Source organism: Tenacibaculum haliotis, assembly GCF_025215075.1.
GTDB classification, from domain to species: domain Bacteria; phylum Bacteroidota; class Bacteroidia; order Flavobacteriales; family Flavobacteriaceae; genus Polaribacter; species Polaribacter haliotis_B.
In genome coordinates, this window is sequence record NZ_JAOBTH010000027.1 from 188,222 (window position 1) to 205,215 (window position 16,994).

Consider the following 16,994-nt stretch of genomic DNA (forward strand, 5'->3'; position numbering starts at 1 on the left):
GATTTATATTTGTTTAACATAATGCCATTTATGGCAACATCTAATATTTATGAGTGTATTAAATTTTTTCATACTAAGAGTATTAGTAGCTATTGTAGTTTATACTATACTAATCTCTTACATTGGTAAAAAAGAAGAAAAAGAAAAAGCATTAAAAAAAGAACTAGGAGGGTTGTTTTCCGAAACAGAAAACAAAGAAGTTTCTTGGGGATTTAGAATTTTCCAAGAGTTAATAGGGTTTGTATTTGTTTTAATGATAGTTTCAATGTTTATGTATGTACTAACTTTTTTGTGGAGGTTAATATTTTAGAATATGATAACAAATTATATCAAGTATAAACTGATGAGTTCTTTTGATGTAAGCAGTATTGAATTAACTTACTTAACTACTTTTAGTAACGGAATTAAATACTGTAAAAGCAATAGGCTTCATGAGTTATATCTCCCCAATAAGATTATCTCTGTAGAAACTTATTTAAGTTTTTATAAAGATGAGTTATTAGCAATAGTATTTAATGCTAGTGAGCAAAATCTTAATTACCTAGTTGAGTTTATAAACTCTTTTGCTAATAATGAAGATGAATTTTTATTTGAAGATGTATTAGGAGGTAATTCAGATTTGTTTTGTATTCAAGATGATGTAGCTATTTCTATTAATAATAGAGAAAATGATACAATAGATTTTAAAATAGCAGTGCCTATAAGTAAAAGAAAAAACAATGTGTTTGTATGAAGTTAAAAGAACTACCCTTTAAAATAGGTATGCAATATGAAAATTGGGAGTTTGATTTAGAATTAGTAAGCACAAAAAAAAGTTATGAAGTTTATAAATACATTAAAGAAGATATAGAAGAAATAAATGAGGAACTAATAGAGCAGATTCATTTGTATTTTGAATTAGACATCTTATTTAAAGTGGAAATCAAAACTCACTATAATCTATTTACTCTATTATGAGAGTAAATTTAAAACAGTAACAATTAAAAATAGATAATATGAAGAAAACAATTTTACTTTTAATGAGTATTTTATTATTATACTCTTGTGGAGAAAATAATGATGATATACAGTCAGGCATCATTGGAAAATGGAATAAAACAAAAGAGACTAAAGAGTATCAAGATGGAAGTATTGATGAAATAAGTTTATCAGCTTGTGACTCCAAAGAAACATTAGAGTTAAAATCTAATAGTCAAGTAATACTGACTAAATATTCAGGTACTAACTGTGATGATTTAAAAATCTTGGAGGGAAACTATTCTTATGATGAATCAAACAATGAATTAACCCTACCAGGAAATAACAAACAAATTGTAGAGGTTAATGGAAATAATATGAACTTTAAATTCACTGTAACAGGTATTGAAAGTTATATTAAGACTGTATATTTTGTTCGTGTAAATTAAGAAAAGGCACACATTTAGGCATACATCAAAAATGTAATCCTTTGTAAGCCTCAATAGCATTAACAAAAGTAAAAAAGTGGAGAGTCCCGTCCAGACCGCAAAAAGCTTCTCTTTTTTAGAGAAGCTTTTTTAGTTTTAAAAACACCCTACACCGCATTCCTAATTACAACTTAATGTACCTCCTTCTCAAGAATTAAAACTAATTATTTAGTTACAACTTCAATCCTTTTATTATATTAGCATGCTTTTAGTATTTTGATGTCTACTAAAAACAGCTTAAAAAAGCACATCAATAATAATATAAAAAAAAATAAAATGAAGAAAATTTTATTATTGGCTTTATGCATTACCTTCAATTACAATGCTATAGCCCAGCGTATTAATTTAGAAACGCCTTTACCAGAAGAGCAAAGTATTAAAAAAGGTGTTTTAAAAAATGGACTAACTTACTACATTCACAAAACTACCGTTACTAAAGATGTTGCTAGTTATTACATCATACAAAATGTAGGTTCTGTTTTAGAAAAAGATAATCAGCAAGGATTAGCTCACTTCTTAGAGCACATGGCTTTTAACGGAACAAAAGACTTCCCTGGAAAAGGAATTTTAGATAAAATGCAAGAACACGGACTTGTATTTGGTAGAGATATTAATGCATACACATCTTTCGATGAAACTGTTTATAATGTAAATAATATCCCTACAACACCTGAATTGATAGATACTGGTTTATCAATACTACATAACTGGTCTAACTATTTATCTTTAACTGAAAAAGAAATTGATTCAGAAAGAGGCGTTGTTAAGGAAGAGTGGAGAACTCGCCAAAACGGTGGTATGCGTGTATTACAGCAAAATATTGGTACAATGTTTAACAACTCTATTTACTCTAAACGTTTACCTATTGGTAAAATGGATGTTATAGAAGGTTTTAAATATAAAGCTTTACGAGATTTTTATCATGACTGGTACAGAACAGATTTACAAGCCATTGCAATTATTGGTGATGTAAATGTTGATGAAATTGAAGCTAAAATTAAAAAATTATTTTCAACTATACCTGCTGTAAAAAACCCTATCAAACGTACTGAGGTTCGTATTTCAGATAATGAAGAACTTATTTATGATATGGGAATGGACAAAGAAGTAACTTCTTCTAGTATTTCTTTCGGTATCCGTCACAACAAGTCTTTAAAAAATGAAACTATTGCCGATTTAAAAGAAAGCCTTTTAAACGGTATGGCAACATCAATTATTTCTACAAGATTAAATGAAATCAACCAAAAACCAGATTCGCCTCTTTTATTTGCTTCTGTTCGTTATGGTAGTCTTTCTAGATTAAACAATGAGTTTAGTGCTCGTATTGTACCAAAACCAAACATGCAACATAAAGCATTCGAATTGGTAATTTCTGAAATTAACAGAGCTGTTAAATTCGGATTTACAAAAGCTGAAATAAGTAGAATTATTGCTCAGTATACAAGTTCTTACGAAAACCAAATTGCAGGTTTCGGAAATAGAAGTCATGGTCAGATAGTAAGAGGAATTCAAACTAATTACTTAGAGAATTCTCATATTACAGACATCAAAAAGGAATTTGAAATTGCTAAAGTAATTTTTGGTCAATTAACTCAAAAAGAATTGTTAGCTCAAATTCAAAAATTATATCTTAAAAACAACAGATCTATTGTTGTTACAGGAGTTAAAGGAAACAAAAACTTAACTAAAGCAGCAGCTCTTAAAATCATTACTACTGTTGAGAATGATAAAACATTAAAGGGATACGCAGAAGAAACAAATGTAAAACCTTTAATGTCGGGTGTTAATTTAGTTACTGGTTCTATTACTTCTGAAGAAGAGAATAAAGAAATTGGTTCAACTATATTTACATTAAGTAACGGAATTCAGGTTCACTACAAATTTGTTGACAAAAACAAGAATGATGTAAATTTAAGCGCTGTTAGTTATGGAGGTCAATCTTTATTAGATGAAGAAGACTTACCATCAACAGTATTATTAGGCAACGTTATTCAAATGTCTGGTTTAGGTGAATTTTCAGCAGTTGATTTACCAAAAGTACTTGCTGGTAAAAAAGCAAGTTCTAGAACAAGTGTTGGTAACACCTCTGAAAGTGTATCAGGATCTTCTTCAACAAAAGATGTTGAAACAATGATGCAATTAGTAAACTTACGTTTTACAAAACCTCGTTTTGATGAGACTTCTTACAAAGTATTAATGCAACAAGTAGAAGCTTTTTTAATTAGAAAGAGCGAGCAACTTCAATCTAAGATGCAAGATAGTGTAACAACTATTTTATACGGAAAAAATCACCCTACAGAACGTTTATTTGATAAAAAATTAATGTCTGAAATGTCTTTTGATAAAATGAAGACTATTTATACAAGTAGATTTGGAAACGCTGGAGATTTTAAATTCTTTATCGTAGGAGATGTAAGTAAAGAAACTATCAAACCTTTATTAGAAAAGTATATTGCTAGCATACCTACAACTAATGAAAGAGAAGAGTGGAAAGACAATTCAGTAGATTGGATTAACAATAAAATTGATAAGGATGTGTTTTTAGAAATGAAAGATCCTAAAACCTCTGTTCGTGTAGTGATTAAAAACGACATGAAATACTCTTTAAAAAACTCAATTTTAATGAGAGCTATAGGAGACGTGTTACAATTACGTTACACAGAATCTTTAAGAGAAGAAGAAGGAGGAACTTATGGTGCTAGAACTAGAGGTTCTATTTCTAGAAGACCTACTCAAGAAGCTACAATATCTGTAAATTTTGATTGTAATCCTGACTTAGCTGAAAAGTTAATCGCGATTGTTCATAAAGAAATTAAAGCACTAGAAAGTGGTGATATTAAACAAGCTGACTTAGATAAAACTCTTGCTAACTTCTTAAAAGCTAGAGAAGAAAGTAAAAACTACAATAGATTTGAAATGAGTTTATTAAAAAACGCTGTATTAGAAGGATATAATATGAATGATCCTAAAAACTATGAAGATATTGTAAAGTCGATAACTATTAAAGATTTAAAAAACATCACAAAGAAGTTGTTGAAAAATAGCAAATCTTACGAAATTGTTTTTAAACCTAAAAAGTAAAAAATAATTATTTTATAAAAAGCTTCTCATTTATGAGGAGCTTTTTTAGTTTTATATCGGCTCATTTATACTACTTATAGCTTTACATAATCCGTTTATCTAAAGATTTTACTTTTTAAGTAAATTAAATTTGTTTTTGACAATTTAATTTCTAGATTTGTCTTTTATAACAACAACAGTTACAATGACATTACAAAACATTTGGCAAGGTTTCTATTTTTACTTTTATTTTTTTAATAAGAGCTGAGACTTTGTACCATATTGTTAACCAACAAATATAAATTATAAAGTCTCGATATATCGAGGCTTTTTTTTTGATTAAAAATGAAACAAATTATAGCAATTCAAGGAGCAGAAGGATCTAATCATCATAAAGTTGCTCGCGATTTTTACGGTACAACAATTCAATTAAAAGAATGTATGTCTTTTGATGTTTTGGTAGATAGCTTATTAAACAAAACAGCTACTATTGGCATTATGGCGCTAGAAAACACAATTGCTGGCTCTATAATTCCAAACTACGCTTTAATTGATAAAAACAATTTACACATCATTGGAGAAGAATATTTAAATATTCACCATCATTTAATGGCACTTCCTAATCAACAAATTGAAGACATTAAAGAAGTTTGTTCACATCCAATGGCATTATTACAATGCAAAGAATTCTTTAAAAAATATCCGCATATAAAATTAGTAGAAGATGTAGATACTGCCGAAGTTGCTAAAAGAATTTCAACAAATAAATTAAAAGGAGTTGCCGCTATTGCTCCAAAAATTGCTGCTGATATTTTTAACTTACATATTATTGAAGATGAAATTCAAACTATAAAAGACAACGCTACACGATTTGTAATTATACAAACAACAGCTCCTGATAACGGAATAGACCGAATAAACAAAGCATCTATAAAATTTCAATTAGATCATAAAAGAGGAAGTTTAGCCGCTATTTTAAATGTATTGAGCGACTGCAAAATGAATTTAACAAAAATACAATCGCTACCGGTAATAGAATCACCATGGAAATATTCATTCTTTGTTGATGTTACTTTTAATGATTATAAAGACTACCAAAAAGCAATTGCTATAATAAAAATCATGGCATTAGAAACAAAAGTATTAGGAACCTACAAAAACGGAAGAAAATGATTCAGCCTGCAAAAAGATTAGAAACCGTTCAGGAATACTATTTCTCTAAAAAACTAAGAGAAGTTAGAGCGTTAGCTGCTGCCGGAAAACCAATAATTAATATCGGAATTGGAAGTCCTGATTTACAACCTCCAACAAAAGTATTAACAGCCATTCAACAAAGTTTTAACGATGCTGTTGCTCACAAATATCAAAGCTATCAAGGATTACCTGAATTAAGAAATGCTATTGCAGAATTTTATAAACACAAATTTAAAGTTACTGCAAAACCTGAGGATGAAATACTTCCGTTAATGGGCAGTAAAGAAGGTGTAATGCATATTTCAATGGCTTTTTTAAATGAAGGTGATAAAGTTTTAATTCCAAATCCTGGCTACCCAACATACACTTCTGTAACAAAATTAGTAGGAGCTGAACCTGTTTTTTATAATTTAAGCGATACTAATAATTGGCAGCCAGATTTTGAGGAATTAGAAAAGTTAGATTTAGCTGATGTAAAAATTATGTGGGTAAATTATCCGCATATGCCAACAGGAGTAAACGCAACTATAGCAACTTTTAAAAAACTAATTACATTCGGAAAAAAACATCAAATTTTAATTGTAAATGATAATCCGTATAGTTTTATTTTAAATGATAAACCTCTTAGTATTTTACAAATTGATGGCGCTAAAGAAATTGCTTTAGAATTAAATTCATTAAGTAAAACCTTTAATATGGCCGGTTGGCGAGTTGGTATGGTTTTAGGAAATGCTAATTTTATTGAATCAATTTTAAAAGTAAAAAGCAATATGGATTCTGGAATGTTTTATGGCATTCAAAAAGGAGCTATCGAAGCCTTACACCTATCAGATGATTGGTTTTTAAATCAAAATAAAGTTTACGAAGAACGCAGAAATTTAGTATTTCAACTTGCTGATAAATTAAACTGTACTTACAACAAAAACTCAACAGGATTATTTGTTTGGGCAAAAATCCCCGGAGGAAAAACAGCTGAACAATTTGCTGATAAAATTTTATATCAGAAAGATATTTTTATTACTCCCGGTACTGTTTTTGGCTCTCAAGGAGAAGGCTATATTCGATTTTCATTATGTGTATCAACAGAAACGATTAAAGCAGCAATCAATAGAATTTAAAACAGCATTCTGAATCTATTTTCAGAAGCACATCAAAAAGACAAAAAAAATGAACGTATTTGTAATCGGTGTTGGTTTAATTGGCGGAAGCATGGTTTTAGATATTCAAAGAGAATACCCTGAGGCTATCGTTTACGGAATTGACACTAACGAAGAACATTTAAAAAAAGCGTTAGAAATTGGTGTAATTCAACAAAAAGCAACACTTAACGATTTAAAAAAAGCAACTATTGTTATCATTTCTGTTCCTGTTGATATTCAGCTAGAAATACTTCCTAAAATATTAAACCTTGTCACTGAAGATTGTTTGGTTTTAGATGTCGGCTCTACAAAAGTTCAAGTTTGTGAAATTATTAAAAATCATCCGAAGCGAAGAAATTTTTTAGCAACCCACCCTATTGCCGGAACCGAATTTTCAGGCCCAACAGCCGCGCATCAAAACCTGTTTCAACAAAAAACAAATATTATTTGCGAAGTAGAAAAAACAGCGTTTAAATTACAGGAAAAAGCCTTAGCAATATTTTCAAAATTAGGAATGCGTATTCGTTATATGGATGCAAAATCACACGATAAGCACATTGCTTATGTATCACATTTATCACACATAAGTTCATTTATGTTAGGCAAAACAGTCATCAATAAAGAAAAAAACGAACGCGATATTTTTGATATGGCAGGCTCAGGGTTTGCCTCTACCGTTCGTTTAGCAAAAAGTTCGCCCGCCATGTGGACACCTATTTTTAAACAAAACAAAGAAAACGTAATTGAAACATTAGATGAATATATACACAACCTACAGCAATTTAAAAAATTGATGCTACAAGACGATTTTACTAAAATTTATGATGAAATGGAAAGCACAAATCACATAAAAAAAATATTAAACGGAATAAAATAAAACTAAAATAGCTGTAATTTTGAGTACTTTTTAAAACTGTAATTTTATTACTATCAAAAACTTAAAGAGCAACTTGCTAAGAAAACGGCACAAATAATTAAAAGATGGAAAACAAAAAAGAATTAAGAACATGGTTAAACGACATGAAACTAGCACATCCATTAGTAATTGCTGGGCCATGTAGTGCCGAAACCGAAGAACAAGTTTTAAAAATTGCACACGAATTAAAAGATACTGACACCAATTATTTTCGTGCCGGAATTTGGAAGCCAAGAACACGTCCAGGTAATTTTGAAGGTGTTGGTGCTTTAGGTTTAAAATGGTTACAAAAAGTTAAGGCAGAAACAGGTATGAAAACCTGTACCGAAGTTGCCAATGCTGCTCACGTAAAGTTAGCTTTAGAGCACGATATTGATTTATTATGGATTGGTGCCCGATCTACAGTATCGCCATTTATCATGCAAGAAATTGCTGATGCTTTACAAGGAACCGATAAAATTGTATTGGTAAAAAACCCTGTAAATCCAGATTTAGCCTTATGGTTAGGCGGAATTGAAAGATTATATACTGCCGGAATTAAAAACTTGGGCGCGATTCATAGAGGGTTTTCTACTTACGAGAAATCAAAATACAGAAATATTCCAGAATGGCAATTAGCTATTGAATTTCAAAATAAATTTCCCGACTTACCTTTAATCTGCGACCCATCACACATTACTGGTAATAGAGATATGATTTTTGATGTTTCACAAACCGCTTTAGATTTAAATTTTGATGGTTTAATGATTGAAACACATTTTGATCCTGATAACGCTTGGTCGGATGCTGCACAACAAGTAACACCAAATACCTTGAAAAAAATTACCGAAGATCTTAAAATCAGAAAAGAAACCGAAACCGACTCTTCTTACAGAGAATCTTTAGATAATTTAAGAGCGCAAATAAATGTTGTCGATGATCAGCTTATCGACATGATGAGTAAAAGAATGAAAGTTGCTGACAAAATCGGACTTCTAAAAAAAGAGAAAAATGTAGCCGTTTTACAATCTAGGCGTTGGAATGAAATTTTAGGAAAAATGATTTTAGAAGGTGAAACAAGAGGTTTAAGTGAAGAGTTTGTACTAAAAATGTTTAAGGCAATTCACCAAGAATCTATCAATCATCAAGAAAAAATCATCAAAGGATAGTTTTAGGGCGTTACCACAAGGGTCAGGCTTTCGTTACTCGCTTTTTTTGTTTTTCAACAAACAAAAAAGAGCTCAAACAAACCACTCAATCCTTAACGCGTAACCCTTTTTACAAAGTGAATTTTTAACTAAATAAAGATCCTTTAGGTATAAAAAAAACAAAAGGATCTTTTTTATTTTATAGTTACATCGTTTTTTATAAACATTCGTTTGGATTCATAATCTAATATTAATGCGTCATTCTGAATTTATTTCAGAATCACATCCATATAATAAACAATAAATTATAATGAGAACCTGAAACAAGATTAAAACATCGTAAAGTGAGTTATTATAAATTACGGAATCATTTTTTTTATAAAATTGAAAATCAATAGAAGTGACACTCATATTTTTTAAAAATTTCTCATCTTTGCAACATGACAGGAACGGTTTATAAATCTACAGGAAGTTGGTATTGGGTTAAACATGAAGATGTTTTATACAAATGCCGAATTAAAGGAAAATTCCGTTTAAAAGGAATAAAAAGTACCAATCCAATTGCTGTTGGCGACAAGGTTGACTTTGATCTTGAAACCAAAAACAATGAAGAAACTGGTGTAATTACTGAAATTCATGAACGCGAAAATTTTATTGTTCGTAAATCTGTTAACTTATCGAAGCAAACACATATTATTGCTTCTAACATCGATCAGGTATTTTTGTTAATCACTATTAACAACCCACCTACTTTTACCACATTTATCGATCGTTTTTTAGTATCAACAAGAGCTTATCGAATTGATACTATTTTAGTATTTAATAAAATAGATGCATACGAATTAGAACAACGTGCAGAAATATTATATTTAAAAGACATTTATCAAGCTATTGGCTACACATGTATTGAAGTTTCTGCCAAAGAAAACACCAATATTGATGCCATTAAAAAAATGATGCTTAACAAAACATCTATGTTTGTAGGGCATTCTGGTGTTGGTAAAACCACGTTAGTGAATGCTATTGATGCCGATTTAAACTTAAAAACCAAAGAAATTTCCGATCAACACAATCAAGGAAAACACACCACTACATTTGCCGAAATGTTTGATTTAAATCTCGAAACCCCTAAAGATGCTCGAATTATAGACACACCAGGTATTAAAGGTTTTGGAGTGGTTGATATTGACAAAGAAGAATTAGGTGATTATTTTCCTGAGTTTTTTGCCCTAAAACAAGATTGTAAATTCAATAATTGTATTCACGTAAACGAGCCAAAATGTGCTGTAAAAGATGCTTTAGAAGAAGATACTGTTTCATGGTCTCGCTATAAAAGTTATTTACAAATTTTAGAAGGGGAAGAAGAACATTACCGTACTGACATTTGGGAAAAAGATCAAGAATAAATGAAAGCTGTTATTCAAAGAGTATCTAAAGCAAGCGTAACTATTGAAGGTGAAAAAGTTGCTGATATTAAAAGTGGATTACTTATTCTTTTAGGTATTACGAATGATGATACGAAAGAAGATATTGATTGGTTGTCTAAAAAAATAAACAATCTTCGTATTTTTAATGATGCTAATGGCGTTATGAATAAATCGTTAATCGACAGTTTAGGTGATGCTATTATTGTAAGTCAGTTTACGCTACAAGCCTCCACTAAAAAAGGCAATCGCCCAAGTTATATGAAAGCTGCAAAACCAGAAATTGCAATCCCTTTATATAAAGAATTCATACATCAGTTTGAAAAAGATTTAGGCAAAAAAGTACAAACAGGTGAGTTTGGTGCCGATATGAAAGTAGAATTATTAAACGACGGCCCTGTTACTATTATTATTGATACTAAAGATAAGATATAAAAACGTTGGTTATGAAATTTATCAACGTACATACGCATCAAAAATCTAATGACAATTCAACGATATCAATTTTAAATTGTGAGCCCAAATCAATAGATTTTAGCATTCCTTTTTCTATCGGAATTCATCCATGGAATATTAATGAGGAAAAAATTGATCCCGAAATTAATTTTATCGAACAACAATTACAACTTAAAAACTGTTTTGCTATTGGCGAATGTGGTTTGGATAAGTTAAGTAAAACGGATTATGAACTTCAATTAAAGGTCTTTAAAAAACAGATTCATTTATCAGAAAAATATCAAAAACCATTAATCATACATTGTGTAAAATCATTTGAAGAGTTATTTCATTTAAAAAAAACACTAAAACCTCAACAAAAATGGATTATTCATGGTTTTAACAAAAACAGTCAAGTAGCTTTATCCCTAATAAAAAATGGTTATTTTTTATCCTTCGGAAAAGCATTAACTACTGCTGCTAAATTGCAAAAAACGTTTAAAGAGGTTTCTTTAGATGCTGTTTTTTTAGAAACTGATTCCGATGAAATTGATATTAGTGCTATTTACCAAAAAGCAGCTTCTATAAAAGAGTTAAAAACTGAAGAATTAACAAGGAGAATATATCAAAATTTTAATACTATATTTATAAAATGAGTTGGTTAGAGAGAACGGAATTATTAGTTCAGAAAGAAGGAATTGAAAAACTACAGAATTCAAATATTTTAATTGTTGGTTTAGGTGGCGTTGGTTCTTTTGCTGCCGAATTTATTGCAAGATCAGGAGTTGGAAAAATGACAATTGTGGATGGAGATGCTTTTGATGAAACAAATATAAACAGACAATTACCCGCTTTAAAAAGCACCATAGGTAAATCGAAAGTAACTGTAATAGCAGACAGAATTAAAGACATAAACCCTGAAATAGAATTAAAGGTATTGGAAGAGTTTTTATCGCCAGATAGAGCTTTTGAAATAGTAAATAAAGAATACGATTATGTTTTAGATTGTATTGATAGTATTACGCCTAAAATTAATTTAATTGTTGCGGCTAGAAGAAAAAAAGTAAAACTAATTAGTGCAATGGGTGCTGGCGGAAAATTAGATGCAAGCAAGGTGGTTGTTAAAGATATTAGCAAAACTAAAAACTGTAAAATGGCACGCGCCCTAAAAAAGAGGTTAAAAGAACTAAATGTTAACAAAGGTGTAATGGCTGTTTATTCTGAAGAAGTTCAAATACCTGAAAGTTTACAACTTACAAACGGTGCTAATTTTAAAAAATCTTTTTACGGTACTATTAGTTATATGCCTGCTGCTTTTGGATTGCAAGCAAGTTCATTTGTTATAAATAAAATTTTAACAAAAAAATAATCTCCACGGAAACTATTTTTTAATTATATTTGTTCTAAATAAATTCAATTATTAAAAATAAATCATAATGAAAAAATCAATTTTAGCCATTGCTCTTATTGCAATTACTGCTGTTTCTTGTAAATCAGAAAAAAATAAAGTAACTGCTAACGAAGAAGTTAAAGAGGTTGCAAAAGTAGAAAACGTACTTAATTCTTATAAAGCAAATGTAACAGAATCTACCGTTACTTGGAAAGGAAACAAACCAACAGGTTCTCATAACGGAGTTGTTAGTATTACAACTGGTATGTTTGATATTGAAAACGGTGTTGTTAAAGCTGGAGAATTTGTAATTGATATGACTACAATTTCTTGTACTGATTTAGAAGCTGGTAATGGTAAAGAAAAATTAGAAGGTCATTTAAAAAATGAAGACTTTTTTGATGTAGCTAAATTTCCAACAGCTAAATTCGTAGTTGCAAGCTCAGAAACTAAAAATGGTAAATTACAAATAACAGGTAACTTAACACTTAGAGGAACTACAAAAAGTATTACAATTCCTGCTACAGTAACTGAAAACGAAGGTACTGCTACTTTTAAAAGTGATGTTTTTAGTATTGACAGAACAGATTTTGGAGTAACTTATAGCTCTAAAAAGTTTGACGCTGCTTTAAAAGATAAATTCATTAATGATTTAATGGAAATTTCTTTTGACATTAAAGCTAAAAAATAATTTTAGAATTCCTAATAAAAAAAGGGTTGACATTGTCAACCCTTTTTTTATGCTTTAATATATTCTTCAACCTCAAAGAGTACTTTAAAATGTTTTAATATTTTTTCTTTTACTTCTTCTTCGGATATTTTTTTACCGAGTTCAACTTCCATCGAAGTAACCGCTTTACCTCTGATTCCACACGGAATAATATTATCGAAATACCCTAAGTTTACATTTACGTTTAAAGCAAAACCGTGCATGGTAACCCACCTACTTGCACGAATTCCCATAGCGCAAATTTTTCTAGCAAACGGTGTTCCAACCCCAAGCCAAACTCCGGTTTCACCTTCACTGCGTTCTCCTTTTAAGCCATATTCTGCTATCGTTAATATAATTGCTTCTTCTAGTAAACGTAAGTATTTATGTATATCTGTAAAGAAATTTTCTAAGTCAATAATAGGATAGCCCACTATTTGTCCGGGACCATGATACGTTATATCTCCTCCTCTATTAATCTTATAAAAAGTAGCTTTTTTTTCTTTTAACTTTTCTTCGTTTAATAATAAATTACTGATATCGCCAGACTTACCTAAGGTATATACATGCGGATGTTCTACAAATAAAAAATGATTAGGTGTTACAATTTCTTCTGTCGTATTCCTTTTCTTTCTTTTTAAAGCAACAATTTCATCCAATAACTCAGTTTGATAATTCCATGTTTCTTTATAATCTTTTCGACCTAAATCGCTGACTGTTATTTTTTTATTCATAAATTAGCGTTCTAAACAAGTCCCCAAAGGTAGGTAAAAATAGTTTTAAGCTGTTATATTAAATACCCGATTAACTCGATAATTATGATTAGAAAAAACGTTCTTTTAGTAGTATTAACTTTCATTTTGTATGCTAGTAATTCATTCTCTCAAAACTACTGGAATAAAACAGTCAAAAAAACTTTATCTTTTCAAGAAAACGAAATACTTACTAGAAAAAATACGCCACAAAAATACGCTTTAGCTTCTTTAGACTTAAATAGCTTCAAAAACTCCCTAACAAATTTACAATCAAAAAATAGTGAAAAAATAATTACGCTTCCTAATTCAAAAGGGAAATTAAATAGATTTTCTATTCAAGAGACTTCATATTTAGCACCTAAGTTAGCAGCAAAATTTCCGATGATTAAATCGTATGCTGCCCAAGGAATTGATGACCCAACTGCAACTGCAAAAATCAGTATAGGTACCAATGGTTTCCATGCTATAATTTATTCAGTTACTGATAATATCATATATATAGATCCGTATACTAAAAACAGAAAGCAATATATCATTTATAAAAAAAATGACTTAATAAATGATAAAAATGATTTTACCTGTAATGTTGAAGCTGTAGCTGATAAAAAAACAATAACCACATCAAGCCAACGAAGAAATGCTAATGATGGTAAATTAAGAACTTTCAGGATTGCTATTGCCTGTACTGGGGAGTATTCACAGTTTCATTTAAATAATCAAGGAGTTAATATTGCTGCAACTGATGCTGTAAAAAAAGCAGCTGTTTTATCAGCTATAAATACTACAATGAGTCGTGTAAACGAAGTTTACGAAAGAGATTTAGCCGTAAAAATGGTTCTTGTAAATAATAATGATGATTTAATTTTTTTAGATGCAGCTACTGATGGATTAACAAATAATGATTCTGATGACTTAATTGATGAGAGTCAACAAAAATGTGACGATATAATTGGTGATGCTAATTACGATATTGGTCATACTTTTAGTACTGGTGGTGGTGGTTTAGCTAGTCTAAGATCTGTTTGTGTTACTAACCATAAAGCTAGTGGAATTACTGGTCGTAGTCAGCCTATTGGAGATCCTTTTGACATTGACTATGTAGCACATGAAATTGGCCATCAATTTGGTGCTACTCATACACAAAACAATGATTGTAACAGAACAAATGCTACTGCGGTAGAGCCTGGAAGCGGTTCTACAATCATGGGATATGCTGGTATTTGCGATCCTGATGTTCAAGGAAACAGTCATGCTAATTTTCATGCAGTAAGTATTTCTCAAATGTGGGCACATGCACAAAACAGCGGTAATTGTGCTACTCTAACAAATACAAACAATGATGCCCCAGTAATAATTGCTGGTACAGATTTTAGCATTCCAAAATCTACTCCTTTTGTTTTAAAAGGAACTGCTACAGATGCGCAAGGACTAAGTAGTTTAACGTATAATTGGGAGCAAACAGATAATGAAATAGCAACAATGCCTCCTGAATCAACAAATACAGCAGGCCCTACATTTAGAGCTTTACCTTCTAGCTCTTCTCCTGACAGATACTTACCTACTCTTGCGAATGTTGTTAACGGAACTTCTAACCCATGGGAAGTTCTTCCTGAAGTTGCTAGAAAACTAAATTTTGCACTTACTGTAAGAGATAACCATCTTGGAGGAGGAAGTTCTGCAAGAGATGATATTAAGATTACAGTTACCGATGCAGCAGCTTTTACTGTAACAGCACCAAACACTAATGTTACTTGGAGTACAGGGGATACTAAAACGATAACGTGGAATAAAGGAACTACAGATATTGCTCCTATAAACTGTACTAAAGTTAATATTAAACTTTCTATTGATGGCGGATTGACTTTTCCGATTATTTTAAAAGAGAATATTAACAATGATGGTACCGAAAATATTACAATACCTAATAATGCAACAACACAAGCTCGTATACTTGTTGAAGCTAATGACAATATCTTCTACAATGTAAATGCTACTAATTTTACTATTATCTCAACGATTCCTACTTTTTTAATCACAAATAATACTGAGAAACAAACGGTTTGTAACATTGGTAATAATTCTGTTGATTATACTTTAAATTTTGATTTTGTTAACGGATTCACAGAAACAGCAAGTCTGTCCGCTACTGGTTTACCTGCCGGGTCAACAGCCAGTTTTAACCCAACCACTATTAATGCAGATGGTAATGTTATAATGACAGTTAGTAATTTAGATGGAAGCACACAACAAGACTATACAATAATCATTAAAGGAGAATCTACTACAGTTACGCAAACAACGGAGGCGCTCTTAAAAGTTATTGGTACTAATTTTTCAACTCAAAATTTAACTACGCCAGCAACAAATGCTACAGACATTAATATTATACCTAATTTTGAATGGGAAACGAATTCAAATGCAACTTCTTATAACATTGAAGTAGCAACAGATGTTAATTTTAATTCTATTATAATTAACGAGACAACGACAACTAATTCATATATACATTCTACGCCCTTAACTGAAAGCACAAATTATTACTGGCGTGTAAAATCTATAAATAATTGTGGAGAAGGCTCGTTTTCCAACAGCAATATGTTTACAACAGAAGCCCCGTCTTATTGTGATTCAACTTTTACTGACGAAACCTATGGATCCGAACATATAACCAATGTTACTTTTAATACAATTAACAATACTTCAGGTAATAATTCTGTAGATGGATACGAAGATTTCACCGCGATAACAACAAACATTGAAAAGAAAGAAGAGTACCAAATAAGCGTAACTTTTAATACGGATGGCTACCAAGATCATTGCTATGTTTTTATTGACTGGAATCAAGATTATATATTCGATAAGGCAACAGAAAGATATGATTTAGGAAATCAAACAGCTGATGTTGCAACGGCAACACTAAACATAACAATACCTGAAGACGCATTACTAGGAGAAACTCGTATGAGAGTTATTATAGAATATTATGAATTAGGAACATCATCGAATGGAGATGGGGCTTGTGATTCTGATCATGAAAGTGAATGGGGAGAAACGGAAGATTACACCGTTAATATTGAAGAAAGTTTTGCTACTGATAATAATTTATTCACTGATTTAAACATATATCCGATACCTTCTGACGGAAAATTAACCATTGATTTTAAAGTAAAAGATAAAAATTTAACAATCATTAGATTGTTTGACTTGGTTGGTAATTTATTAAATACTCAAAATTTCTCAACAGTTTCGAGTAATTTCTATAAAGAAATTCAGTTCCCTAAAATAAGTAGCGGTGTTTACTTACTTCAAATAGAAAATGGCGGAAAAACAAAAACACAGAAAATAATTATTCAATAAAAATTTACAAATAAAAAAAGCGAGCTTAATAGCTCGCTTTTTT

The 16,994-nt window shown here is 30.4% G+C and carries 16 protein-coding genes; 15 read left to right on the top strand and 1 reads right to left on the bottom strand.

Features of this window, described 5'->3' with window-relative positions; all coding sequences use genetic code 11:
- Positions 1-49: 49 nt before the first annotated feature.
- The 14 genes from N2251_RS08510 to N2251_RS08575 all read left to right on the top strand — a co-directional run bounded on the left by N2251_RS08510 (position 50) and on the right by N2251_RS08575 (position 12,821).
- Positions 50-310, top strand: coding sequence for a hypothetical protein (locus tag N2251_RS08510; RefSeq protein ID WP_068703044.1), 261 nt, complete (start codon positions 50-52; stop codon positions 308-310).
- A 3-nt stretch (positions 311-313) separates the two neighbouring features.
- The gene (locus tag N2251_RS08515; RefSeq protein WP_141677649.1) at positions 314-733 is read left to right on the top strand and encodes a hypothetical protein; all 420 of its coding nucleotides are present in this window, start codon (positions 314-316) and stop codon (positions 731-733) included.
- Positions 730-957 carry a hypothetical protein gene (locus N2251_RS08520; protein WP_068703041.1) on the top strand — a complete coding sequence of 76 codons (228 nt, stop codon included), beginning with the start codon at positions 730-732 and terminating at the stop codon, positions 955-957. The genes N2251_RS08515 and N2251_RS08520 overlap by 4 nt, the downstream gene beginning before the upstream one ends.
- Before the next feature lie 38 nt (positions 958-995).
- A complete protein-coding gene (locus N2251_RS08525; RefSeq protein ID WP_141677648.1) occupies positions 996-1,406 on the top strand; it encodes a lipocalin family protein in 411 nt (136 codons plus the stop codon).
- A gap of 315 nt (positions 1,407-1,721) precedes the next feature.
- Positions 1,722-4,526 carry a M16 family metallopeptidase gene (locus N2251_RS08530; RefSeq protein WP_260586310.1) on the top strand — a complete coding sequence of 935 codons (2,805 nt, stop codon included), beginning with the start codon at positions 1,722-1,724 and terminating at the stop codon, positions 4,524-4,526.
- Positions 4,527-4,850: 324 nt separating this feature from the next.
- Positions 4,851-5,678: a prephenate dehydratase gene (locus N2251_RS08535; protein ID WP_260586311.1), complete on the top strand. Its 828-nt coding sequence runs from the start codon at positions 4,851-4,853 to the stop codon at positions 5,676-5,678.
- Positions 5,675-6,817: a pyridoxal phosphate-dependent aminotransferase gene (locus N2251_RS08540; RefSeq protein WP_260586312.1), complete on the top strand. Its 1,143-nt coding sequence runs from the start codon at positions 5,675-5,677 to the stop codon at positions 6,815-6,817. Before N2251_RS08535 ends, N2251_RS08540 begins: the two co-directional genes overlap by 4 nt.
- Before the next feature lie 49 nt (positions 6,818-6,866).
- On the top strand, positions 6,867-7,715 hold the full coding sequence (locus N2251_RS08545; protein WP_260586313.1) for a prephenate dehydrogenase: 849 nt from the start codon (positions 6,867-6,869) through the stop codon (positions 7,713-7,715).
- A gap of 104 nt (positions 7,716-7,819) precedes the next feature.
- Positions 7,820-8,902: a bifunctional 3-deoxy-7-phosphoheptulonate synthase/chorismate mutase type II gene (locus N2251_RS08550; protein ID WP_068703023.1), complete on the top strand. Its 1,083-nt coding sequence runs from the start codon at positions 7,820-7,822 to the stop codon at positions 8,900-8,902.
- A gap of 419 nt (positions 8,903-9,321) precedes the next feature.
- Positions 9,322-10,287, top strand: a complete 966-nt coding sequence (gene rsgA / locus N2251_RS08555) for a ribosome small subunit-dependent GTPase A (protein ID WP_260586314.1) — start codon at positions 9,322-9,324, stop codon at positions 10,285-10,287.
- Entirely contained in the window at positions 10,288-10,740 is a 453-nt protein-coding gene (gene dtd / locus N2251_RS08560) for a D-aminoacyl-tRNA deacylase (protein WP_260586315.1), read from the top strand. It abuts the gene before it with no gap.
- 11 nt (positions 10,741-10,751) lie between these two features.
- Positions 10,752-11,396: a TatD family hydrolase gene (locus tag N2251_RS08565; RefSeq protein ID WP_260586316.1), complete on the top strand. Its 645-nt coding sequence runs from the start codon at positions 10,752-10,754 to the stop codon at positions 11,394-11,396.
- The gene (locus N2251_RS08570) at positions 11,393-12,109 is read left to right on the top strand and encodes a tRNA threonylcarbamoyladenosine dehydratase (protein WP_260586317.1); all 717 of its coding nucleotides are present in this window, start codon (positions 11,393-11,395) and stop codon (positions 12,107-12,109) included. Before N2251_RS08565 ends, N2251_RS08570 begins: the two co-directional genes overlap by 4 nt.
- Before the next feature lie 67 nt (positions 12,110-12,176).
- Positions 12,177-12,821 (top strand): YceI family protein, encoded by a 645-nt coding sequence (locus N2251_RS08575; RefSeq protein WP_260586318.1) that lies wholly within the window; start codon positions 12,177-12,179, stop codon positions 12,819-12,821.
- Positions 12,822-12,868: 47 nt separating this feature from the next.
- Here the strand turns inward: N2251_RS08575 and lipB are convergent, their stop codons facing one another.
- Complete coding sequence (gene lipB, locus N2251_RS08580) at positions 12,869-13,573, bottom strand: lipoyl(octanoyl) transferase LipB (protein ID WP_260586319.1); 705 nt, start codon at positions 13,571-13,573, stop codon at positions 12,869-12,871.
- Between the two features lie 84 nt (positions 13,574-13,657).
- Between lipB and N2251_RS08585 the strand changes: the two genes are divergently transcribed.
- Positions 13,658-16,951 carry a reprolysin-like metallopeptidase gene (locus tag N2251_RS08585; RefSeq protein ID WP_260586320.1) on the top strand — a complete coding sequence of 1,098 codons (3,294 nt, stop codon included), beginning with the start codon at positions 13,658-13,660 and terminating at the stop codon, positions 16,949-16,951.
- Positions 16,952-16,994 lie beyond the last annotated feature (43 nt).